Annotated in this window: 12 protein-coding genes; 8 read left to right on the forward strand and 4 right to left on the reverse strand. The window is 43.0% G+C overall.

Features of this window, described 5'->3' with window-relative positions:
• Nucleotides 1–27: 27 nt before the first annotated feature.
• The 3 genes from B0O44_RS19880 to B0O44_RS19890 all read right to left on the reverse strand — a co-directional run bounded on the left by B0O44_RS19880 (nucleotide 28) and on the right by B0O44_RS19890 (nucleotide 8577).
• Nucleotides 28–3240 (reverse strand): SusC/RagA family TonB-linked outer membrane protein, encoded by a 3213-nt coding sequence (locus tag B0O44_RS19880; protein WP_110833858.1) that lies wholly within the window; start codon nucleotides 3238–3240, stop codon nucleotides 28–30.
• A gap of 121 nt (nucleotides 3241–3361) precedes the next feature.
• Nucleotides 3362–7504, reverse strand: a complete 4143-nt coding sequence (locus B0O44_RS19885; protein ID WP_110833859.1) for a hybrid sensor histidine kinase/response regulator transcription factor — start codon at nucleotides 7502–7504, stop codon at nucleotides 3362–3364.
• A gap of 236 nt (nucleotides 7505–7740) precedes the next feature.
• Nucleotides 7741–8577, reverse strand: coding sequence for a tetratricopeptide repeat protein (locus B0O44_RS19890; protein ID WP_110833860.1), 837 nt, complete (start codon nucleotides 8575–8577; stop codon nucleotides 7741–7743).
• Nucleotides 8578–9075: 498 nt separating this feature from the next.
• Here B0O44_RS19890 and B0O44_RS19895 point away from each other — a divergent pair, with 498 nt between their 5' ends.
• From B0O44_RS19895 to porN, 8 genes are all read left to right on the forward strand, one after another.
• Nucleotides 9076–12351: a TonB-dependent receptor gene (locus B0O44_RS19895; RefSeq protein WP_110833861.1), complete on the forward strand. Its 3276-nt coding sequence runs from the start codon at nucleotides 9076–9078 to the stop codon at nucleotides 12349–12351.
• Nucleotides 12352–12449: 98 nt separating this feature from the next.
• Nucleotides 12450–15797 carry a DEAD/DEAH box helicase gene (locus tag B0O44_RS19900; protein ID WP_110833862.1) on the forward strand — a complete coding sequence of 1116 codons (3348 nt, stop codon included), beginning with the start codon at nucleotides 12450–12452 and terminating at the stop codon, nucleotides 15795–15797.
• A gap of 32 nt (nucleotides 15798–15829) precedes the next feature.
• Complete coding sequence (locus tag B0O44_RS19905) at nucleotides 15830–16822, forward strand: DUF4271 domain-containing protein (protein ID WP_245943748.1); 993 nt, start codon at nucleotides 15830–15832, stop codon at nucleotides 16820–16822.
• A gap of 15 nt (nucleotides 16823–16837) precedes the next feature.
• A complete protein-coding gene (locus B0O44_RS19910; RefSeq protein WP_110833863.1) occupies nucleotides 16838–17608 on the forward strand; it encodes a uroporphyrinogen-III synthase in 771 nt (256 codons plus the stop codon).
• Nucleotides 17609–17702: 94 nt separating this feature from the next.
• A complete protein-coding gene (porK, locus tag B0O44_RS19915) occupies nucleotides 17703–19070 on the forward strand; it encodes a T9SS ring complex lipoprotein PorK/GldK (protein ID WP_110833864.1) in 1368 nt (455 codons plus the stop codon).
• Nucleotides 19071–19118: 48 nt separating this feature from the next.
• Nucleotides 19119–19928, forward strand: coding sequence for a type IX secretion system motor protein PorL/GldL (gene porL / locus B0O44_RS19920; protein ID WP_110833865.1), 810 nt, complete (start codon nucleotides 19119–19121; stop codon nucleotides 19926–19928).
• Between the two features lie 51 nt (nucleotides 19929–19979).
• A complete protein-coding gene (gene porM, locus B0O44_RS19925) occupies nucleotides 19980–21518 on the forward strand; it encodes a type IX secretion system motor protein PorM/GldM (protein ID WP_110833866.1) in 1539 nt (512 codons plus the stop codon).
• Between the two features lie 13 nt (nucleotides 21519–21531).
• Nucleotides 21532–22503, forward strand: coding sequence for a type IX secretion system ring subunit PorN/GldN (gene porN, locus B0O44_RS19930; protein ID WP_245943750.1), 972 nt, complete (start codon nucleotides 21532–21534; stop codon nucleotides 22501–22503).
• A gap of 386 nt (nucleotides 22504–22889) precedes the next feature.
• Here porN and uvrC read toward each other — a convergent pair whose 3' ends face one another.
• The gene (gene uvrC, locus B0O44_RS19935; RefSeq protein ID WP_110833867.1) at nucleotides 22890–24692 is read right to left on the reverse strand and encodes an excinuclease ABC subunit UvrC; all 1803 of its coding nucleotides are present in this window, start codon (nucleotides 24690–24692) and stop codon (nucleotides 22890–22892) included.
• Nucleotides 24693–24700: the final 8 nt, after the last annotated feature.

A 24700-nucleotide genomic window follows, 5' to 3' on the forward strand; every position in this document is an offset into this window, starting at 1 on the left:
TGTTTCATAATTTGTTTTCTAGAACAATTAAAATTTTACATTTAGTCCGAATACCACCGTTCTTGCACGGGGATACGCGGAAAAATCAAATCCCGGGGTTAGCGCTGAATTCCTCACGGAAACTTCCGGGTCCATACCGGAATATTTGGTCCAGGTATGGATGTTTTGTGCCGAGACGGAAAAGTTGACTGCATTCAGTTTTAAGCTTTTGCTGATCTTTTTTGGAAGCGTATAGCTTAGGGAGATGGTTTTTAGCCTTAAAAAGGACCCATCTTCCAGTACCCTTGACGAATACACTCCATTAGGCCCCGCACCATTGACACCAGGTAACAAATTGCTTGGATTGCTTGGTGTCCAGCGATCGTTGTAGGAGGCAAACTGGTTGATGTTGGTCCCCCGGCCGCCACCTTCAAAGAAAATCCTGTTTGCGTTATAGATGTCATTTCCGTAAGACCACTGGAGAAGTACATTGAGGTTAAAGCCTTTGTAGGTAAAGTCATTGGAAAAACCACCGATATGTTTAGGTAAGGTCCGCCCGATTACGGTCTGGTCGTAACTGTTTATCTCCAAATCCCCGTTGAGGTCTTTGTATTTTATATCTCCGGGCTTGATGTTGGCCCTCGGCGTACCATTTCCGGGAATATTATTTTTTAGGACATAAGTGCCTGGGGAGGGCTGATCGAAGTCCCCCAGCTGATAAACGCCATCGAAAATATAACCAAAAAACTGAGCTGCAGGTTCACCGATTTTGGCTACATAAAGAAAAGAATTGTTAAAAAAAGTATCCCACCTGACATTCGACAATAAAACTTCCTCATTCGTGTTCAGCGCCAGGACTTTGTTCTGGTTAAAACTGATATTGAAATTTGACCTCCATTTGAAATTTTCAGAGTTGATGTTTACTGTACTGAGTGAAAATTCAAGTCCGGTGTTTTGTACTTTGCCAACGTTCCTGAAAGCTGTCTGGTAACCGGAAGTGAATGGAATATTTGCATTTAGCAATAAATCATTGGTGATCTTTTTATACCAGTCAACTGTAAATTCTATACGGTCCTTAAACAGGGCCAGGTCATAACCGATATCAAATGAGTTGGTGGTTTCCCATTTTAAATTATTGTTGCTCAGGGAAGCCGGTACGGCACCTAATGCAGGGGTACCATTGTTAAAAGAATAGGAGTTTTCTATCGGAAAATTCAATGCGGCCAGATAGGCATAGTCATCCACACGGTTGTTTCCCGAACTTCCATAGCTCAGCCTTATTTTCGATTCAGAGACGAAGGCCAGGTTTTTCATGAATTTTTCCTCGTTCATTTTCCAGGAGACAGCCGCGGAGGGAAAATAACCCCATCGGTTACCCCTGGCAAAACGCGAGGAACCATCTGCGCGATAGGTTGCCGAAAAATAATACCTGGACTTATAATTATAATTTACCCTTCCGAATAAGGACATCAGGCGCGAATCAGACAACTGGGAGGTATTGGGCAGCGGAATCCCCTCATCAATCCCGCTAATGCCCAGCAGTTCATTCGGGATCAGCTGGCTTTCCAGTCCAAACACACTGGTGCTTGTATTTTGTAAAGAAGAGCCGACCACTACATCTAAAGCATGTATTTTGCCAAATATATTGGTATAGTTCAGTGTATTTTCATTGTCCCAGACATTGGTTTCAGAAAAATTCACACTGCCCTGGACCCCCCTGATATTGGTTGGCAACAATGGGGTCCCCCTGGAGGTCTGGCTGTTGTAAAATTGCTGTCCCCTGACCAAACGGTTGTTCAGCCCTCCTTGTACTTTTAACTTTAAATTCTTTGTAAAACTATAGGATGCATAGGCATTGGTAATGATACTGTTGCTCCTTATATTCCTGAATTCGTTTTTTGCAGATGTTACCGGATTGATCCGGTAATCATTGCTCAGATCAGCTTCCGGATCTACCAGTTCGTCCTCCAGGTCAATTCCTGAACCCGTTACCGGCCTGGAACCAAACACCGAATACAACAAATAGCTGGTCGAAGAACTTGAACCTGTTCCGTTCGAAACGGTCTTTCCGGTGGAGACATTACTGGAATAATTCATGTTTATTCCTGCACTCAGTTTCCTGGAGATGGTTTGGTCCAGGGCTACCCTTCCCTGGTAACGTTTGACCCCTGAATTGATGATAATGGCACTTTGATCAAACAAAGAACCGGAAATGGAATATTTCGTATCCTTGGTGCCCCCTCTTAAAGATAAATTGTGGATCTGGGTGATCCCTGTCCTGAACAACAGGTCCTGCCAATTGGTCGATCTCACATTTCTGTAATCTTCAAGTGTCTTTCCTGCAGCATTGTAGGAGGCATCTGTAGGGTCAAGGTCTGCCGGGGTATAATTCCGCTTCCCGTTCAAAGGGCTTTTTTCTATCGCATAACGGACAAAATCGTAGGCATCCATTGTAGGGATGGTTTTAGTGATTTTGTTGAAACCTACAGAAGCAGAATAACTTAAAACCGGGAGGCCCGCCTTACCTTTTTTGGTTTCGATAACGATAACCCCGTTGGCGCCCCTTGCTCCATAAATTGCAGTGGATGAAGCATCCTTCAGCACAGTTATAGATTCAATATCGTCCGGATTGATCGCAGAGGTCTCCAGGCCCTCCATGGGAAAGCCATCCAATACATATAAAGGGCCATTGTTCTGCGTAAGGGAATTTGCCCCCCTGATGACAATGTTGATGCCTTCCGATCCAGGCTGGCCATCGTTGGATGAAACCTGCACCCCGGCAATCCTTCCGGCCAGGGCCTCATCAAAAGACCTTACGGGGGCTTTTTGCAGGTCCGTTATATTAACAGAACCTACTGATCCGGTAAGGTCTTTTTTCTTGACCGTTCCATAACCAATGACCATAACTTCCTCCAGGTCACTGGAACTTGGTTTTAAGGTCACATTCACAACCGTTCTGTTACCGATATTAACTTCCTGATTCCCGTAACCAATAAAACTAAAAGTCAGTACCAGGCTGCTTCCCTTCAGGTTGATTTTATATTTGCCATTTGTAGCGGTAGAGGCGATGGCATCAGTTCCTTTAAGACGGACCGTTACCCCTGGAACAGGCTCGCCTTTCTCATCGACTACCGTACCGGTAACCACTTTTTGAGGTGTATTGGCCGGGTTGGAATTGTTCTGCTGGGAAAAGGCATCCTGCCCGTAAATAAATAAAAGGAACAACAGTCCCTTTACACTGTTTAAATAAAATTTGCTCATGGTTTAAGTTTGGTTGATCCATCTGAAAAGATCAGATGTTCACAAAACTATGGGCGAGCGCAGAGAAAAACACATGTTTTTTGGTGAATAAATACATGGTTAATGCACTTTTTGATTGTTTTTAATGACTTTGAGGGCCCTCCTTGCTGTACAGGACATGCTCCTTGGGGCTATAGCCAAATTGTTCCTTAAAGCATTTTCTGAAATGGTTAACATCCGAAAATCCAACACTATAGGCAACCTGGTTAACATTCAGTTGGCCCCGGGACAACAACTGGGAGGCCCGCTTTAGTTTAATGCTGCGGATGAACTCCACCGCTGTCTGATCTGTCAGTGCTTTTATTTTTTTTGTAAAAGTATTACGGTGCATGGCTACCGCTTCACTCAGCTGTTCAACGCCTAAGGTTTCGTCGCCCATATGATCTTCAATGAAACTCAAAACCTTGCTGATGAAGTGGCCGTCTGTTTCACTTATGGCAATGTTCTGGGGTTCAAGCATAATTTCCTTTTGATACCTGGCCCTTAATTTCTGGCGGCTTTCGATCAGGTTCCAGACCCTGGCTTCAAGGAGGTTAAAATTAAATGGCTTGGTTACATAATCGTCGGCACCGGTTTCCAGGCCTTCCATTTTAAAGATCAGGGGTGTACGGGCGGTAAGCAGTATGACTGGTATATGGCTGGTGGCTATATCCAGTTTCAGGTGCCTGCAAAGCATGATCCCATCCATTTTAGGCATCATGACATCACTGATGACCAGATCGGGTATATGTTCACGGGCAAGTTCCAGTCCGGCCAGTCCATCGGGTGCAGTAAGTACCTCGAAGTCATCAAAGCCTGATTTTATAAAATCCAACACCTCTGCATTGTCCTCTACAATGAGGATAGACATCTTTTCTTTTATCGAATTTTTAAGGATTTCCATTTTTCGCGAGGAGAACCGGGAGGCCATGGCCTGTTCTGCAGGTAAGTACCTCGTTATGTCGTCGCTGTTTTTAAAATGTTCCAATACCTCATCCGGCTTAAAACTTTCTATACCGGCAGGAAGGCTGACTTCAACACAGGTATATCCCCGGCTGGCACCACTTTCCGGTCTGCTCTTGATCCCGATGTGCCCATGGTGCAGTTCAACCAGTTCTTTAGAAAATGCAAGTCCCAGTCCTGTTCCCTGTACATCGGACCGGTCCAGTTCATCGTGGTAGAACCGGCTAAACAATTTGTCCATATTTTCGGGAGGGATCCCGCAGCCATTATCCTCAACGGTTATAATTGCTTTGTTCTGATGGTCATCTTTTCTAAGCTTCAGGACAACCCTGCCATCCATAGGGGTAAACTTCAGGGCATTGGACAATAAATTATACATCACCTTTTCCAGCTTATCACGATCAAACCATGTCCGGAACACGTCGGTCCCGCTTTCAAAAACAAGATCAATTTTTTTTGACAGGGACAGTCCGCTAAATGCAAGGGTTATTTCCTGCAGGAAAGCAACCAGATCTTCATTAACAACTTCCAGGTGCATTTTTCCATCGTCAAATTTGCGTATGTCCAGGAGCTGGTTGATCAGTTTTACCAGCCTTTCGCTGTTTCGCTGTATGAGCATCAATTGATGCCGGACCTGATTGTTTCCTTCATTGATCTTAACCAGCCGGTCTATAGGCCCGGTAATGAGGGTCAGGGGGGTCTTTATTTCATGTGAAATATTGATGAAAAAACTGAGTTTTTTTTGTGCCAGTTCCTGGTCCTTTAAATGGCTCACAGATTCGAACTCCAGCTGTGCTTTCAGACGTTCTGCCTTTTTAGAGTAATAATTGAACAGGTACAGCAAGGTGAAAATTAGGATCGCATAGCCAAAATAGGCATACCAGGTCCTGTACCATGGGGGTAGTACCGTTATCTTTAAAGTACGGGGCGTTTTATTCCATAACCCATCGTTATTGGCTGCTTTTAATTTAAACAGGTAGGTACCCGGGGCCAGGTTGGTATAGGTAGCCATTTTCTGGTTGCCGACATATTGCCATTCACGATCTGAAAAACCTTCCAGCTTAAATGCAAATTGATTTTTTTCCGGATTGATGTAATTTAGGGCCGTAAATTTAATGCTGAAGAAAGCCTGGTCATAAGCCAGTGTGATTGCCGGGGTTTCATCTATGGGCACGGTTAAAGGAGCATTTTTTTCCCCGAACACAACGGGCTTGTTCAGGACCAGAAAATCAGTAAATACCACAACGGGCATTACCTTATTGACTTTGATCCCTACAGGATTAAAAAATGTAATCCCGTTGATGCCGCCAAAAGCCAATCGCTGGTCTTTGGTTGCGGTCCCGGCCCCCGTTATGAACTGATTGCTCTGTACACCATCCTGAACCGTATAGTTCGCGATATCCAGGTCCTGCGCGCGAAAGGGGACTTCAAACTTTTTAAACCGGACACAGACAAGCCCCTTATTTGTACTCATCCATAGCCTGCCTTGGTGGTCTTCTGCTATTTTGTGAATGGTATTGTTCCGTATGCCCACTGCCTCTGTTATTGCGTAGAATTTCTTTGTTGCAGGATCAAAATAGTTTAATCCTCCGCCATCCGTACCAATCCAAAGCCTTTTTTTAGCATCTTTATAGATACTTAAAATCGCGCTGTTGGTGAGGCCATCTTTTTTCCCTTCATTAAATTGATAGATCTCAAAAGTCTGTTTATTGATGTCAAGTCGGTTAATTCCTGAGGATTTGGTGCCGATCCATAAATCGTTGCCATCTCGAAATAGAGCAGTGATATTTGCGGAACTGATGTGCTTTTTGGAGTGTCTGACAGGTAAGTAATGGCCGGTAACCTTATTGCTTTGAAGGTAATACAGGCCGGCAAAATTTGTACCTACCCAAATCCCGCTGCTGTCCCTTAATAAAACATAATTTTGGATCAACCCTTTGGCTGCAGGTGTATCGATCAGATTAATATCATTGAATTTATGAAGTTTTTTGTCAAAAATCTTCAGTCCGTTTCCTGTACCGACCCAAAGGTATCTTTTATCAGCATGGTCCGATATCGCCTTTACATTATTGCTTAACAGTTCATCGTCTGCTCCTTTGTGTATAGAATAGACCTGGTTTTCTGTAAGTTTCTCATTCATATGGTTTAAACCGCCCATATCTGTCCCGATCCAGAAGGAACCATCAGTGTCCTGCCGGATAGTGTTCACAATTTCCGATGATAAGCCTGTATTTTTCCCTTGTTTACGGCCCAGGTTAAAAAAATTATCAGATTGGCTATACACCACATTCACACCTCCGTTATAGATACCAAGCCATATACTTCCTTCTTTATCCCTTGTGATACACCGTACGGAATTTTGACTTAAAGATGCAGGATCATCGGGGTCATGTTTATAAGCATTTAGGAGATGATCCTGCAAACTGATGGTATTCAGGCCATCTTTGGTTCCAACCCACAGTTTGTTTTCCATTTCAGCAAGGCACCTGACCGTATTGCCCAGTAAACCATTGTTTTTATGGTAATTGACCACTGCCCGTGTTTTGGCGTTAAAGAAAAACAAACCTTCGGTTTCTGTGGCAATCCAAAAATTGCCCGCACTGTCGTTGAGCACACTTCTTACGGCAGCATTGGACAGCTTATTGCTCAGGGGCTGGGGAATTGGTAGAAAAGTGCCATTTTTCGGATCGTAAATGTGAAGTGACCGGGCAGCACCTATCCACAGATGTCCATAGCTGTCTATGCTAAGGCTCTGGATTTTGTCATTACAAATATTTGTTTTAGTAAATAAACCTGCAAGGGGGCGTGTTGTGGAAGGGACATATTGAAACAGACCAATATTTGTCCCGATCCAAATGATGCCGGTTTTATCCTCCACAAGATCAAACACTGTATATTTCATTGGAGGGCCGGAAAGTTTATAACGGACAAACTGATCTGTTTTCCTGTTGTACCGGTTGACCCCGTTCAGCGTCCCTACCCAAAGGTCACCATTTCGGTCTTCCACCAGCTTATTGACCTGGTTACTGCTTAAACTTCCCGGGTTCGCCGGATCATTCTTATAGGTAATGAATTCGGTCCCCGTGAATTTACTTAACCCATCAAATGTGCCGATCCATATCTGGCCTTTTTTATCCTGCAGAATACTCATTGCCGTATTTTGGGCAAGCCCGTTATCTACATTTATCCTTTTAAAGACCAATGATTTTTGCGCTAACAAATGTTCACTGCAAAAAAACATGATCCAGACAAATAAAATATGCTTCAGTATTCTTCTGCCCATTTAGTCGTGGTCTATTCCAAATTAAAGGAATGTGGTTGATTGGTTACACAAATCTAATCATAACTAACTGAAATTATCAAAGCCCTGGTTTGTAGAAACTATACAGGAAAACACGAAGGTCACCTATGCGCTGCTCCCTGATGGCCTCATTGTGTATTTACTATCTGCCCTCTGATGAAGGCTAAAATCCATTTCTTCTTTGCCGGTGAGATACAGAAGGACAAAAGTTCATGAAGTTATTGTTTTAACTTTTCCAACGCTGTTTTTAAGTCCATTCTGGGATCCTTGAGCAATAAGGCGCCAATTCGCTCATACATGGGGTTTCCCTTGTTTTCGGCCACTGTTTTAGAGGGAAAAACTTTACCCCCGAACTCGGTATTCATATTCCAGTTTAATCTAAATTTCAGTTCTCTTTCTGTTTTGTCAGTTGCCGTTACATATTTTAAAACATCATAATTTAATTTATTGATGTTTTGCAGGGATTGTCCAACAACCTGTAGCCTTTCCCCTTGATGGATCAGCTTCCTGGTGATCAGATATTCCTGGGTGATGGAATTCACCACATATTCATCCATGATAACTGGAGATAAATAATTTTTATTTAAATCGGCGTATTTAATATAGAATGACCAAAGACAAGCATCTTTAAGGGTGGCCGCGATGGCTTTGTTGTCGGGATAAAGTTCGTTCGCTTCCAGACCGGTCTGGTAGGCCTTTTCAAAATCCTGTTTATAGGTATAGGCTTCTATTAACCGGGCATAAGACATTTCTCTGGTTTTATTTACGTTAGTTGTATTTAAACGGACTGCCTTTTCCAGATAATAAATTGCTGAATCCTGTTGCCGGGCTTCCGAATATAAAACACCTAAAAAATGATAAGCCCCATGAAAATCGGGCATTTTTGCAATGCTGATCATCATGTCGTTTTTTGCCTGTGTGCTGTTGACAGACATGGCCTTTAAACCGTTGAAAAATTCGGCAGGTGGCTGTTGCGCAAAAACAGTGTTCAGGTTGCCTAATAGAACGGTAAAGATGATGGTTAGGGCAGCAGAAAGAGTAATTCCTTTATTCATAATCGCGTTTTTATTAGAGATGCCTAAAACCTGAAGTTTCCATAAGGTTTAATGTTAAACTGAAATATATGGTATGATCTGCAATTGTAATTATGCTTGAAGTATGGAATCTTTTGTGAAAATTGATTTGAATTCGTATCTTGTTTAGAGCTAAAAACAGAATTGGACCGGGACTTAAAGGATCCCGGAAAAGGGCTCTAGGTTTGTCAGGTAACTCAGCCGATCCTAAGCTTAGTCTGCGCCGGCCCTGCGCCGTATCTTGTCCGACAAGATCCATCCAAAAGACAACCAACAGTTATACCCGGCCGGGTTTTTACATAAGGCAGCTGTAGGCGCTGCTTTAAACCCCCGTTCGCTTCAAAAAAATCAACTCAAAAATTCGTGGCCTGCTGTATAAATTTCTTTGTATGTGCTGTCCTGGGCTTAACAATAACTTAAAGATAGAAGCCCACTGACGTAATACTGCCCCGATAGTTTTGCGGAAATTTATTTATTCCTATGAAAAGAAAATTACAGTTTTTAATCACATTTTGTGTGATGATGCTGAGCTGGCATTTTGTCCGGGCCCAGAATGAAACTACCGCCTCCATTAGTGGTATGGTGAGTGATCCGGGAGGGATTATTGCGGGGGCAACGGTGGTCGCCAGGCATGAACCTTCAGGAACCGTTTATAAAACGACCACAAGACCAGACGGAAGGTACAATTTACCAAGTATGCGCATCGGTGGTCCTTACACCATCAGCGTGTCTTACGTGGGTTTTAAAACACAAACCGAAAGCGTACAAAAACTGGCTTTAGGTCAAAACTATACCGTAAACGTAAAATTAAATTCAGACAATACCACCTTATCGGAAGTGGCCATTGTAGGTACACAAAACAAAGTGTTTAATTCTTCAAGGACCGGGGCTTCACAGAATATTTCCAGAACGCAGATTCAAAATTTACCTACCCTGAACAGGAGTTTTGTGGATTTTGTAAAGCTGACCCCTCAGTTTTCCCTGCAGTTCGGTAACCCAAGTTTTGCCGGAAGAAGTAATGTGGCGAATAACTTTACCGTAGACGGTGCGCTGTTTAACAATGCCTTTGGACTTCAGGGGACTATTGGCAGCCAAACCAATTCCCAGCCCATCAATATGGACGCCTTTGAAGAAATTTCTGTAAATATTGCCCCTTATGATGTTCGCCAGAGCGGTTTTACCGGTGCGGCCATTAATGCAGTAACCCGTAGTGGTACCAACGAATTTCAGGGCTCCTTAAATGGTTATTACAGAAATCAGGACCTGGTGAGTGAAAAGATCTATACCGGGGCAAAATCACCGGTATCTAATTTTAACCTGAAAGGTTATGGCTTTACTTTTGGCGGCCCCATTATCAAAAACAAATTGTTTTTCTTTTTAAGCGGGGAATTGGAAAGAAGAATAGACCCTGCAACCAATTTTATTGCTTCCCGTAATGGAAGTACAGGTGCAAATGTGGCCAGGGTAAAAGGCGAGGATCTGGATGCACTATCTGCCTATTTGAATACCTTGGGTTACAATCCTGGACCTTACGAAAACTATCCTTTGAACCAGCGCAGTGATAAATTCTCTGTAAAAATCGATTACAACATCGATAGCAAAAATACATTGAGTTTAAAATATTTCTATTTCAGGTCCTTTAAAGACATTTTACCAAGTAATGCAGGCGCGCCAATTGGTGGTCGTCAGCCTTCCCAGTCTTCGCTCCCCTTTCAGTCGGCCGGATATGGGATCAACAACAATATGGACAACGTAAACTTAGAGTTCCGGACCAGGTTTAGCAACAAAATCTCTAACCAGGTTACTTTAGGTTATAACAAGATGCGCGATTTCAGGGAATCAAAAGGAGGCAATCCTTTTCCACTGGTAGATATTTTGGGTGTCGGCGGAACTTCTTACACTGCTTTTGGCTACGAGCCTTTTACGGCATTTAATACTTTAAATACAGACGTTCTGCAATTTACCGATAACCTGAACATTTATGCAGGTGCCCATGAAATTACCCTGGGTGTAAATTTTGAACATTATAAAACGTTAAATGGTTTTGCACCAAATTACTACGGGGCTTATACCTTTAACAGCCTGGATGATTTTTACAACAGCGCAAAAAACGGGGTCTCCAATGCAACCAGGTACCAGATTCAGTACTCCGTTTTACCTGATGGTTCCTTCCCTTACGCCCAAATCAAAGCAAATATGTTTGGTTTTTATGCGCAGGATGCCTACTCGGTCAGTAACGAACTCAAAGTTACCGCAGGTTTAAGGGTAGATGTACCTGTCATCTCTGCAGGTCAGGACATCACGAATCAAAATGTAGCCAACCTGAGCTTTTATAACGGTGAAAAAATAGATGTGAGCAAGTATCCTAAAACGTCCCTGCTCTGGTCCCCAAGATTGGGTTTTAACTGGAATGTAAACAATGAAGGACAGACCCAGGTAAGGGGTGGAACGGGGATCTTTACAGGTCGTCCGCCATTGGTTTGGATTTCTAATCAGGCCGGTAATAACGGCGCGCAGTTTGGTTCTGAGAATACTCCAAACCCAACCAACCGTCCTTTTACGCCAGATGTGAATGCCTATAGAAATCCGACAAAAGCAACCGCAGAGAGTAATGCCAGTTACAACCTGGCGGTAACGGCAAACAATTTTAAATTTCCTCAGGTATGGAGAAGCAACCTGGCCGTAGACCAAAAATTACCCGGTGGCGTTACCGCTACTCTTGAAGCCTTATACGCCAAAGATTTGAATGCGGTTTATTTTAGAAATGCAAATTTAAACACCGATGCTTATACCCCATTGCTGGGTGCAGATAACCGCCCAAGGTATAATTCGCCACAAATTTATGGGGGAGGAGTGAAACCAACGCCTCAAAATCCGAAAATTTCTGAAGCCGTGGTGATGGACAACACCAGCAAAGGGTACAGCTATACCATAACGGGGATGCTGCAAAAAGAATTCAAAAGTGGGTTCTATGCAAGCCTGGGTTATACATTTACCGATTCCCGTTCTGTAAATGACGGGGGTACCGTAGCCCAGAACATGTGGCGTGACCGCTTTGTTTCCAGCAACCCAAATGCGAATGATCTTTCTTATTCCGGCTTTATGGTTAGAAACCGCCTCATCGCTTCACTGGCCTACAGGAAAGAATATCTCGGACATCTGGGCACCACAATTTCCCTGTTTTATCAATTGCAAAATGGTCCGCGGAGTTCTTATACCTATGGTGGCGATTTAAACAACGATGGTTTAGTAACAAACGATCTGATTTATGTGCCGGCCAATCAAAGCGAAATTATGCTGGTTCCGGATAACCCGCGTGATACCCGTACGCCGAATCAAATGTGGGCACAACTGAACAGTTATATTTCGCAGGACGGCTACCTGAACTCCAGAAGAGGAAAATATGCAGAGCGGAACGGTTTGGTGAATCCTTTTATCGGAACACTGGATGTACGGATTGCCCAGGACCTTTTCGCTTCTTTAAACAACAAAAAACATTCCCTGCAATTGACATTTGATATTTTTAACCTTGGAAACCTGCTCAACACCAATTGGGGTGTATCAAAGGTGGCCAATCGGGCCAATGGTCTTTTGTCCTATAAAGCCATAGATCCGGCTTCAGGAAAACCAACTTTCTCCTTCCCTTACCTGGATGATGTGAACCAGATTCCTTTGGTCAATACGTTTTCCAACAATGTGGATGAAAATTCCAGATGGAGGATACAGCTTGGTTTAAGGTATAGATTTAATCAATAGATTTTTGAAATCGTATAGAGAACCCTCCCTGCATTTGCAGCGGAGGGTTTTTCTTTTTAGGAATTCAAACGGCGCTTAAAATCTTATCTTTGAATCGTATGCCCGAAAGAGAAGTCATTATTGAAAATTTTAATGCGAGTGAAGCGGATGGCCTGTTTATGGCCCGGCATGCCGGGCATTTAGGTGCAGAGGAACAGTTTTTTGAAGTCCAGGCCATAGATCCCGAACTGGGTTACGGTTTGTTTACCTGCAAAAGGGCCAGCTCAGGAACAAATTATGTCAGTGTGGCCCTGGAAATGAACAGTCTTCGTTTGGGCTGTGACTGCAAAAGTCCGGGGAAAAAGTTATGCATCCATCAGGCTCAGGTTCTTGGCAGTATTCTCCATAAAAGGGAGCTGCGAATTTTTTTTGACGCAAAGTTCAGGCATGAAGAATTGCGAAAGGTGGCAAAAGAATACGGACTGGAAGAGGAAAAGCAGCTGGACGATTTTTTTACTCTGGAATACCAGTACAAGTCTGTAGAGATCAAACCCAGGGCGAAAGAATTGTTTAAAATAGGGCCCCAGGCCAGGGCTTCCTTAAAAGAAGCCTTGCTGCCTCAAAAGAGCGCTGTTCCGCAGCAGGCCATCTCTTCGGCTGCTTTGCGCAAACAAGTGCTGGTGTTTAGAAAACATAAATACTACAGCCATTTTTATGCAGAGCTCTATGAGGCAGAAAGCACGGGGAAAGGAAAAATTAAAAACCCTTTGGTACTGCTCAATCCGATGGACCTGATCTGGAAAACAGAAGACAAAGATGAGCTGCGGTTTTACAGTGCGGTTTCCAGGTTCCGGCAAAGTTATGAAGAGGTTACGGATTCAGACCTGGAAGCCTTAAAGGCACTCGTTAAAAATCCGGGCGTGCTGGAGGTTTATGAATTGGAGCAGGGCGCTAAAAATGTAACGGTCAATGCCCTGGAAAAGGTTCAGTTGAAAGCCCTGCACCTGGATATTCGTCTTAAGGTCGATCAAAGGGGCAATTTTTACGAGGTCACCGGAGAACTTTACCTCGACGACCATGCCTATCACCTGGAAAAATTGCAGCTGAAATACAAATACTTTCTGGATTACAACAAAACACTTTACCTGATTGACAACCCCGATTTTTTAAAGATGATCGATTTCTTTAAAAAACACAACAATAAGATTTTGATCCATCAAAGTGGTTTTGATGCCTTTCAGGAAAATATCCTGTCCAGACTGGAAGACCGCGTGCACATATCCTATGCCTATTTAAAGCCTGCAACCCCAAAACAGTTGCTGGAGAATAATTTTGATGTCCCCCGGGAAAAGATCATTTATTTGTCTGATGAAGGTGAATTTGTGCTGATTACCCCGGTCATGAAATATGGAAATGTAGAAGTTCCGGTCCTGAGTAAAAAGACCATTTATGCCATTGACAGCCGGGGAAACCCTTTTACGGTAAGTCGGGACCAGGATAAGGAGCTCCGGCTAACCTCTGTCCTGATCCGCCAGCACCCTCATTTTGAGGAGCAGCTGGAAATGAGTAATCATTTTTACCTTCATAGAAGCAGGTTTCTGGATAATGGGTGGTTTCTGGAGGCTTTTGAAGACTGGCAGAAAGAAGAGATCCAGGTGTTGGGTTTTAACGAGTTGAAAAACAATAAGCTCAACCCCAATAAAGCGAAAATTGACATTAAAGTGCTCAGCGGGCTGGATTGGTTTGAAACAGCCGTTAGCCTCAGCTATGGCCAGCAGCAGGTTTCCCTGAAATACCTGCATAAATCCATTCGCGATAAAAATAAGTTTGTGCAGTTGGGGGATGGGACTCTTGGCCTTCTTCCACAGGAATGGATGGAGAAGTTTTCGGCTTATTTTAAGGCAGGGGAGCTGGCCGGGGAATGTATCCGTACCCCAAGGTCCAATTTCGGGACCATAGAAGAATTGTATGAACAAGAAGTCCTGTCAAAGGAAGTCCGGCTGGAACTTTCCATGTATAAAAAACGGCTGCGGAATTTTGAAAGCATAACAGAGGTCAGCATACCCAAAGGCCTGCAGGGTGAACTTCGGGCTTACCAGCGGCAGGGCCTGAACTGGCTCAATTTTTTGGATGAGTTTGGCTTTGGGGGTTGTTTAGCCGATGATATGGGGCTTGGTAAAACCATCCAGATTATTGCTTTTATGCTGCTGCAAAAGGAAAAAGCAGAAAAGCTGCCAGCAAGTTTGCTGGTGCTGCCCACCACACTGATTTTCAATTGGCAGGCAGAGCTTGGTAAATTTGCACCCGGACTGAAAATATTAACGGTATATGGTACAGAAAGGGTAAAAGATATTGAGCCCTTTGAGCGGTATGATGTGGTCATTACCTCCTACGGTACTTTGCTATATGACATCCGTTTTATGAAAAAGTACCTGTTTAATTATGTGTTTTTTGATGAATCACAGACCATTAAAAACCCTTCTTCACAACGCTACCAGGCAGCAGCCCTGTTGAAGGCCCGAAACCGGATTGTCATTACCGGGACGCCGGTAGAGAACAATACTTTTGACTTGTACGGACAGCTCTCGCTGGCCAGCCCGGGACTTTTAGGCTCGAGGCAGTTTTTTAAAGAACATTATTTTGTCCCCATAGATCAGTTTAAAGACAGTAAGAGGGCCCTGGAGCTGCAAAAGAAAATCCGCCCCTTTATTTTAAGGCGGACTAAAAAACAAGTGGCTTCCGAGCTTCCGGATAAAACGGAAATGGTGATTTATTGTGAAATGGGAGAAGAGCAGCGCAAGGTATACGACTCTTACAGAAAAGAGTACAGGAATTATTTGCTGAACCAAAAAGAAGAAGACCTGTCCCGGCAGGGGATGCATGTGCTTAAGGGCATGACCCTTTTAAGGCAAATTTGTAATTCTGCTGCGCTTTTGAAAGAAGATGTGTTTTACGGCGATGCTTCTTCCAAAATTGCCGTGCTGATGGAGGAAATAGAAGGGAAGGCGGCTCAGCATAAAATTCTGGTCTTTTCACAGTTTGTGGGTATGCTGGATCTGATCCGTAAGGAGCTGGATCAAAAGGGCCTGAGGTATGAATACCTGACCGGGCAAACCAGGAACCGGGCCGCAAAAGTAGAGGCTTTTCAGAATAAGGAAGAAGTAAGGGTATTTCTGATCAGCTTGAAAGCGGGAGGAACAGGGCTCAATTTGACAGAAGCAGATTATGTTTATCTTGTTGACCCCTGGTGGAACCCGGCTGTGGAAAATCAGGCCATTGACCGCAGCTACCGGATTGGACAAAAGAAAAATGTAATTGCTGTCCGCTTGATTTGCCCGGATACCATTGAAGAAAAAATCAGCAGGCTTCAGGAAAGCAAAAAAGACCTGGTCAATGACCTGATCAAAACAGATGCAACGATGTTAAAACATTTTTCAAAACAGGAACTCCTGGATTTATTTAATTAAGCTTAGTTTTGCAACAAAGAAGACCCTTATAGGTGAAAAACACATATATTAAATATTTTATCCTTTTGTTTTGCGGCCTGATGGCTGTTTTTTCTTTCGGGGCCAAAGCCCAGACGGCGGTAACAGCCCCCCTGGATTCGCTTGCAAAACCAGTTTACAGGTACAGGGTGGTTAAGGATTCTGCTTTTTATGCCCGGCAAAAATTGGTAACCGATTCTATTTTGGCACATACCTGGCTGATTCCGGATTCGCTGCTGACCAAAAATATGCTGCTGGACAGTTTGGTTAAGGCGAGGGTATATAGCCGGCCTGCGGGAGATCCCTGGTATACCATTTACAACAAAACTAAAAAGCAAAGTTTGTACAAAACCGGTAATCCCCGTCCAAAAGGAGAGGTTTGGATATTGGGTTTTATTGCTTTTCTGCTAATTCTTTTTGCTGTTCTGAAAAATTCTTTTTCCAAACAATTGTATAGTATCGTTCAGTCTTTTTTCAGTAACCGGATTTTAAACAACTTAAATAAGGAGGATAATTTATTTACTTCATGGCCTTTTTTATTGCTGTTTATACTTTTTGGTTTCATTATAGGGATGTTTTTTTATCTGGTGACACAATATTACCGGATCTCTTACGGTGCGGGTGGTTTTAAGTTCTTTTTAACCATTTCTGTAATGATTGTGATCCTTTATACCTTTAAAATTATTCTTTTGAAACTGCTGGGTTTTCTGTTTAACATACAAAAACCGGTTCATGAGTATATTTCAATATTATATTTGAGTTATTTTAATATTTCCATAATGTTTATTCCGCTAGTGGTGGCATTTGCCTTATCTCCACTAAGATATGGCTTATATTATATCGTAATTTCATTTATTCTGCTCATCGTTATCTTTGCTTTTCAGTTTATTAGAGCCGGTGTTAATATTTTATCTCATTACCGTCTTTCAAAAATCTATTTATTTTTGTACTTTTGTGCCCTCGAAATTTGTCCTATTTTGATATTAATCAAGGCAGTAGGTCTATAAAGCGGTAATTAGATAATGCAAGAAAACAAAGAAGATAGGTTACGTAAGGTAAAAAGTATATTAATTACTTTGCCAAAACCAGAAACAGAGAAGTCGCCTTATTTTGATTTGGCTAAAAAATTCAATTTAAAGATAGATTTTAGATCTTTTATTCATGTTGAAGGTGTTCCTGCCAGAGATTTTAGAAAAGATAAAATCAATCTGGCTGATTTTACTGCAGTCGTATTTACGAGCAGAAATGCAGTGGATCATTTTTTCCGGATCTGTGAAGAGATGAGGTATGAAGTGCCGTCTGATTTAAAATACTTCTGTATTTCTGAATCAACTGCCTTGTATCTTCAGAAATACATCCAGTATCGCAAACGTAAAATATTTTTCGGAAAGCAAACGGCTTCAGATCTTGCAGAAGTGCTGAAAAAACACGCCAGCGAAAAGTTCCTTTATCCTTGTTCGGATGTGGCAACGGAAGATACCATGAAGTTTTTGCAGAAAAACGGATACGATTTTACTCCTGCTGTACTTTTTAAGACCGTTGTAAGTGATCTTTCTGACCTGGCCGAAGTTTTTTATGATGTGATTGGTTTTTTCAGTCCTTCCAGTATACAGTCGCTCTATACCAACTTTCCTGATTTTGCCCAAAACAACACCAGGATCGCTGCTTTTGGGGTAAATACGCACAAAGCTGTAACGGATAAAGGCCTGATCGTGGACATTGCTGCACCCTCACCAGAGGCGCCTTCAATGATCATGGCGATCGAGAATTACATCAAAAAATCGAATAAGTAAGCCTGCTATTCTGCTGAAGGCTATTTTTATAGCCTAATAATTGTAAATATCAATGATTTTTGATAAAATTGTTATAAAATTGCTTCAGTAGAATATGAGAAAAATTTACTTTTTGAGTTTTGTTGTTTTTGCGGCCATGCTCTCTGGCTGTGGAAAGGGAGGACAGGGAGAGCTTGTGGGTGCCTACAACAGAAAATTCAAGAATAACAAAATACCGCTAGGGATGGTGTACATCCCTCCGGGCAGAACGCTTATCGGTATGTCTGATGAGGACATTACCAATACCCAGAGTGCGGCCAGCAAGATGACTTCTTTCAGTGCCTTTTACATGGACCAGACCGAAATCACCAATGCAGAATACCGCCAGTTTGTAAACTGGGTAAGGGATTCAGTGGCGATTACTATGCTGGGGCCTACAGGGGCACCGAATTTGTATAAAGCTGTTCCTACTACAGCGGGCGGGGCAACTTTGACTTCTAACCGGGACATTGACTGGAAAAAAGTCGGAAAAAACAGCTCTGCTTTGTGGAGTACAAAAAACGGAGGTTACGCCAGTAAACTTGCCGATTTGTATTACAGCGGTGACGATGCCTTACCAGGCCGTCATGAAATCGATATCCGTAAACTAAAATATTCTTACAGCATTGTCAATCTTGACCTGGCTGTAGAAGGCAGAAAAGACAAAACCAAAAACCGTAAGGATTTTATCCAGAGTTATGTCGATTCTCCGGATCCGAGCAAACCAAACGAATTTCCTTCGGTAGCGGTTTATCCGGACACGCTGGTCTGGAAAGTGGATTATTCTTATTCTCAGAATGATCCGATGGTAAAAACGTATTTCAATCATCCTTCTTATGATGATTATCCTGTTGTAGGGGTTACCTGGGAACAGGCACAGGCTTTCTGTGTGTGGCGGACCCGTTTTTATCAGTCTGTTGCTGCTTCACGTAAACTTCCGCTAAATGCCAGACCGGAATACAGGCTCCCGACAGATGCAGAATTTGAGTATGCCGCAAGGGGTGGAAATGTAAAGACCAAATACCCATGGGGTGGTCCTTATATCCGTAATGCCAAAGGCTGTATGCAGGCAAACTTTAAAGTGGGCCGCGGAAATTATTCGGATGACGGTGGTTTGTATACAGTGAACGTGAAATCTTATTTCCCGAATGATTATGGTTTGTACAATATGGCAGGTAATGTGGCCGAATGGACCGTTACCGCTTACAACCAGTCTGCATCCCCAATGCTTTCAGATTTTAACCCTAATTTTACGTATGTCGCAAAACCTTCGGACAGCAAATACCTGAAACGTAAGGTGGTCAGAGGCGGTTCCTGGAAAGACATTGGTTTTTTCCTTCAGAACTCGGTGGCCACTTATGAGTACCAGGACCAGGCGAGGTCTTACATTGGCTTCAGGTGTGTGGTTTCCTATCCGGGAGCGGACATCAAATACAGAAATTAATTACAGCATAAAAAAAAATCAAAATAAAAATCTCTATTTAACGCTATTATGGCAGCAAAACGCAAATTTGATTGGTTACACGTCGCAATTTCCTGGGGTGCAAGTATCGTAATCCTTGGTGCATTATTTAAAATTCTTCACATTGGTGGGGCCCTTGGTAACTATGCCATCGGTATTGGTTTGGGCGTAGAGTCTATTTTATTTTTCCTTACCGGATGGAGGCAGCCTGCTGCGGAACCGGAATGGGAAAGGGTGTATCCTGAACTGAGTGATGATTACACAGGTGAAAGACCAACGACATCGGCAAGACCGGTTGCCGTTGCTGCTGCACCTTCCAATACAGCGGCTTTAGACAAAATGCTCTCTGATGCTAAAATCGGTCCTGAACTGATCGAAAGCCTTGGTGCCGGACTGCGTACTTTTGGCGATAAGGTAGCTACCATTTCCAATGTAGCCGATGCTTCGACTGCCACCGGAGAGTTTACTGCAAAAATTAAAACCGCTTCAGCAAGTTTTGATGGCTTAAACAATGCTTTTGGCAAAGCAACTGCACAACTTGTTGAACTGGGCGAAACAACCGGAAGTTCAAAAGGCTATCACGAGCAGGTCACCGCACTGGCCAAAAACCTTAGCGCCCTGAATGCGGTATATGAACTGGAACTGCAGGATTCCAGCGCACACCTTAAATCAATGAATAAGTTTTATCAGAACCTTTCTTTAACCATGAACAACTTCAATGAATCTATGGAAGATTCCAAGCAGTTTAAGGAAGAAGTTGGTAAACTGGCTAAAAACCTGTCTTCATTGAACGCCATTTATGGCAATATGTTATCTGCAATGAACCAGCCCCGGGTATAATCTGGAAAGCGTTATCTAATTTATTAATTAACCAAACAGACCCGATTTAAAATGGCCGGAGGAAAAGAAACAACAAGGCAGAAGATGATCAATATCATGTATTTGGTATTGTTGGCTATGCTTGCATTAAACGTATCGGATACCATATTGAATGCTTTTAAAAACATCAATGACAGTTTAGAAACATCCAAAACGAACGTAAATACAAGTGTTGACCAGTTATTTTCTGCTTTCCAGAATACAAAATTAAAAGATGAGCCTGCAAGGGCGCAGCCGATTTGGGAAAAAGCCAATAAAGCCAAAACTTATGCAGAAGAACTAAATGCTTATGTTGAAAAACTGAAGCAGCGCTTTATTTCTGAAGGTGGCGGGATTGATCCGGAAACCGGTGACATTAAGCGCCGTGAAAACCAGGATATTGCGCAAAGCATTATGATCAATGGCAAAGAAGGCGATAAATTAAAGGACAAAATCAATGAGACCCGGGAAAAGCTGATCAATTTGCTCGAACCTGCAGACCGTAAAAATGTCACTTTCAGCTTAGAAGCAAATGATTCCAAGAAAAGTGTAAATGGTAAAAAACAATGGTCTGACATCAACTTTGGTGAAGGAACGCCTTTAACAGCGGCAAATACCATTTTAACCAAAATACAGGCAGATACTAAAAATGCAGAAGCAGAGGTCGTGAAAAAACTGTTTGGAAATATGGATAAAGCCATGGTGAACTTAGATCAGTTTGCTGCAGTTGCTGTAGCGCCAACTTCTTATGTAATCCAGGGACAACCTTATTCCGCACAGGTTTTTTTAACTGCAAGTGACAGCCGTTCCACACCAGAGATTTCTGTTGGCGGAAGCAGTCTGGCCGTGAAAGATGGTAAAGGAACGTATAATGGCAGCACCGGTGGTGTTGGTCTTTTTAAATGGATTGGTACCATCAAAGTAAGACAAACAGACGGGACGTTTAAAACCTATTCTACCCCTGAACAAAGCTATCAGGTGGCTAAACCATCTGCAACGGTTTCTCCGGATAAAATGAATGTCATTTATGCCGGTATCCCGAATCCGTTTTCTGTTTCGGCGGCTGGTTTTCCTTTGGAAAGTGTTAAAGCAAGCATCAGTGGTGGAAGCATCAGCGGTGCAAACGGAAAATATACAGTGAGTGTGGGCGGAAGTGAAGTTGGAAAAGAACTTAGCATCAATGTGACGGCAAGTAATGCAGGTAAAACTGTAAACCTTGGTGCACAAAAATTCAGGGTAAAAGCCTTGCCAACACCAAGGGCCTTTGTAAAAGGTAAATCTGGTGGCAACGTAGACCTGGAATGGCTGGCGGGTTCAAACCAACTGGAGACTCAGTTGGATGACTTTGTTTTTGATGTCAAATACAGGGTAATCCGTTTCTCTACTACTTTTATCAACCCACGTTCTGATGCGGTAACTTTACAGGCAAGTGGTGCAGGTTTCAGTACACAAATTAAAGGTGCTTTGAACTCCATCAAACCAGGGGCTACCGTTATATTTAAAGATATTGTTTGTGAAGGCCCGGATGGAAGACAAAAGGTGCTTGACGGGATAACATTTACAGCCAGATAGAGGAGGATAGATTATGAAAAGAATTATTTATACAGTCGTTCTGCTGCTTTTATGCACAGCTTCGTTTGCACAGGTTAAAAAGAGGAAAACGCCAACCAAAAAGGCGCCGGTAACTGCACCGGTTTCTTCGGCTCCTCAGCCAACCACTGCAGCACCGGTGAGCACAGCCCCTGCGAGTACGCCTGCCACAACTGCAAAAAAGACCAAAATTAAAACCCCTCCAAAAGATGGGTTTACGGTTAGAAAAGATGTAGACAGCGCAGTAATGGTACCTTATGCAGATGTAAGGGAAGAGGATGTGTATTATTCAAAACGCATCTGGAGAGAGATTGATTTAAGGGATACGGTGAACTCTGTATTGAATTCTGAAAAATCCAAGCTGATTGAAATCCTGTTGGATGCGATCGGAAATGAAGAACTGACCGTATATTCTCCTAAGGATACGGTTCAGGGAAAGGTATTGGAAGACAATGATTCTTTTAAAATCGCATTAAGTTCGCAGGAAGCCTTGCGCAATGCAAGGGGACTAACTGAAGGCTCGGCAGATGCCACTACCGGTAAACTCTCTGACCCAACTTTAAAAAGGTTCAGACCGGATGATTTTCAGAAATTCAGAATCAAAGAAGACTGGATCCTGGACATTAAACGTTCTGTATTTGAACCAAGGATTATTGGTATTGCACCAATGAAAATGGTTGAAGGAAACTGGCAGCCGGTATTCTGGGTATACTATGACGATGTCAGGGAAATGCTCAGCAAACAACGGCTGGTGAACCCAAGTAATGATGCTTCTGTACTCACTTACGATGATTTTTTTGTAAGACGTTTGTTTGCCAGTTATGTGGTTAAAGAAACCAATCCGGCCAATAAAAACATTGTTGATATTTTAGGTCTCACGGATCCTAAAGATCCAAGAAAACTCTATGAATCTGAGCGGATCAAAAAGAGCGTATCAGATTTCGAACAAAGTTTGTGGGAATACTAAACTTAAAGTTATAATTTATAAAGGCTGTCCTGTAGGGCGGCCTTTTTTTGTATCAATTTATTGTAATGGCATGATTCAGGAGATCTGTTTCGGGACAGCGCCTGGTCAGGCTCCTGCGGAGCAGCCCAGCCAATCATCCCTCTTCAGACGTCTGAATCATGCCTTAAAATTAAGTAAGGTATTTTGGACCATAGACGGTTTTTTAAGCATGTTGCTTAGCTACCAGGCATGGAGAATATGTTGTACTAAATTTTAAGACAAATACTGGCTGTGCCACAGAGGGGATATTGGCTGGGCTGCTCCCCCTTCAGGGAGCCTGATCAGGCGCATCCCCGACCGGGATAGTCAGATTTGTCCATTGACAAGAGTTTTGTCCATAAGATTTTTTAAGATTCACTGCTGAAGTAAGCCGCAATTGCTTTCAATTGTGCTTTATTGAGTACTTTGGAAAGCTCTTCCTGGCTGGCTTCTTTAATCCTTTTCACGGATTTAAACTGGCGGAGTAATTTGTCTGCGGTGGTTTTTCCGATCCCTTCTATGCTTTCCAGTTCGGTTTTCAGGGTGCCCTGGTCCCTTTTTTTCCGGTGAAAGGTAATGCCAAAACGGTGGGCCTCATCGCGGAGCTGCTGGATCACTTTAAGGGTCTCTGATTTTTTATCCAGGTACAAAGGAAAACTGTCTCCCGGATAATAGAGCTCTTCAAGCCGCTTTGCAATTCCGATAACGGTAACCTGTTTGTCTATACCCAGTTTCTTTAAACTGCTCAGGGCCGAAGAAAGCTGTCCTTTGCCGCCGTCAATGATGATCAGCTGAGGCAAAGGCTGCTGTTCGTCGAGCATGCGCTTATACCGGCGGAAAACGGCTTCTTCCATCGTGGCAAAATCATTGGGGCCTTCTACAGTTTTTACATTAAAATGCCGGTAGTCTTTTTTGGAAGGCTTGGCATCTTTAAAAACCACAATCGCCGAAACCGGGTATTTGCCCTGGAAATTGGAATTGTCAAAACACTCAATATGATGAGGCAAACGGGTTAGCCTTAAGTCCTTTTGCATTTGCGTCAGGATCCTTTCAGACCTTAGGTCCGGGTTGAGCTTTTCATACTGATTGAGTTTTTCACGCTTAAAGAAAAGCACATTTTTATGAGAAAGCTCCAGCAGGTTCTTTTTTTCACCAAGCTTGGGAACCGTAAATTTTAAATTGCTGTCGGCCAGACTGATTTCAAAAGGGACAATTACTTCTTTTGAAGTACTGTTGAATTTGGTGCGGAACTCTGTAATGGCAATCGTGAGAAGTTCTTCATCGGTTTCATCCAGCCGCTTTTTGATTTCAATGGTTTGGGTCTGGATGATGCTGCCATTCATGATTTTCAGATAGTTCACAAAAGCATAGCGTTCATCTGAAGCAATACTGACCACATCAACATTGGTGATGGAGCTGCTGACTACGGTCGATTTGCTCTGGTATTTTTCCAGCACCAGTAATTTTTTCTGATACTGGTGGGCATATTCGAAATTCAGTTCTTCAACGGCAGTTTTAATAATCTGTTTAACGTCTTTGATGACGTTCCCGATTTTACCGTTCAGAATGTCCTTGATCTCTTCGAGGTTTTTGTTGTAATCTTCTTCGCTCTGGTAAGCCTGGCAGGGACCTTTACAATTGCCGATCTGGTATTCCAGGCAGACCTTAAATTTTCCGGCTTCAATATTGGAAGGGCTTAAGGGCAGGTTGCAGGTCCGCAGGGGATAGGTCTCTTTGATCAGGTCGAGGATGGTGTGCATCATTCCTACTGAAGCATAGGGCCCAAAATATGTAGAGCCGTCCTTGACCATTTTGCGGGTCCAGTACAGCCTGGGGAAATTTTCTTTTTTGATGATGATCCAGGGATAGGTCTTATCATCCTTCAGCATAATGTTGTAGCGGGGCTGATGCTTTTTGATCAGGCTGTTTTCCAGCAGCCAGGCATCAATTTCCGTGTCGACAATGGTAAAGGTGATTTTCCGGATTCTGGATACCAGTACGCGGGTTTTTCCGTTCAGCTGGCTGTCCTGGATAAAATAAGAACCCACCCGGTTGCGCAGGTCCTTGGCTTTTCCGATATAAATGAGCGTACCCTCTCCATCCCAGTACTGATAGACACCAGGTTTATGCGGAATGTCGGCCAGGGCCTTTTTATAATCAAAAGCACTCATGTGAATCC

The sequence above is a fragment of the Pedobacter nutrimenti genome (genome assembly GCF_003208655.1).
GTDB classification, from domain to species: Bacteria; Bacteroidota; Bacteroidia; order Sphingobacteriales; family Sphingobacteriaceae; genus Pedobacter; species Pedobacter nutrimenti.

Coding starts and splice junctions, on each gene's coding strand:
- uvrC (WP_110833867.1), bottom strand. CDS start 24,692: ATGAGTGCTTTTGATTATAAAAAGGCCCTGGCCGACATTCCGCATAAA.
- B0O44_RS19895 (WP_110833861.1), top strand. CDS start 9,076: ATGAAAAGAAAATTACAGTTTTTAATCACATTTTGTGTGATGATGCTG.
- porN (WP_245943750.1), top strand. CDS start 21,532: ATGAAAAGAATTATTTATACAGTCGTTCTGCTGCTTTTATGCACAGCT.
- porM (WP_110833866.1), top strand. CDS start 19,980: ATGGCCGGAGGAAAAGAAACAACAAGGCAGAAGATGATCAATATCATG.
- B0O44_RS19880 (WP_110833858.1), bottom strand. CDS start 3,240: ATGAGCAAATTTTATTTAAACAGTGTAAAGGGACTGTTGTTCCTTTTA.
- B0O44_RS19890 (WP_110833860.1), bottom strand. CDS start 8,577: ATGAATAAAGGAATTACTCTTTCTGCTGCCCTAACCATCATCTTTACC.
- B0O44_RS19900 (WP_110833862.1), top strand. CDS start 12,450: ATGCCCGAAAGAGAAGTCATTATTGAAAATTTTAATGCGAGTGAAGCG.
- B0O44_RS19885 (WP_110833859.1), bottom strand. CDS start 7,504: ATGGGCAGAAGAATACTGAAGCATATTTTATTTGTCTGGATCATGTTT.
- porK (WP_110833864.1), top strand. CDS start 17,703: ATGAGAAAAATTTACTTTTTGAGTTTTGTTGTTTTTGCGGCCATGCTC.
- porL (WP_110833865.1), top strand. CDS start 19,119: ATGGCAGCAAAACGCAAATTTGATTGGTTACACGTCGCAATTTCCTGG.
- B0O44_RS19910 (WP_110833863.1), top strand. CDS start 16,838: ATGCAAGAAAACAAAGAAGATAGGTTACGTAAGGTAAAAAGTATATTA.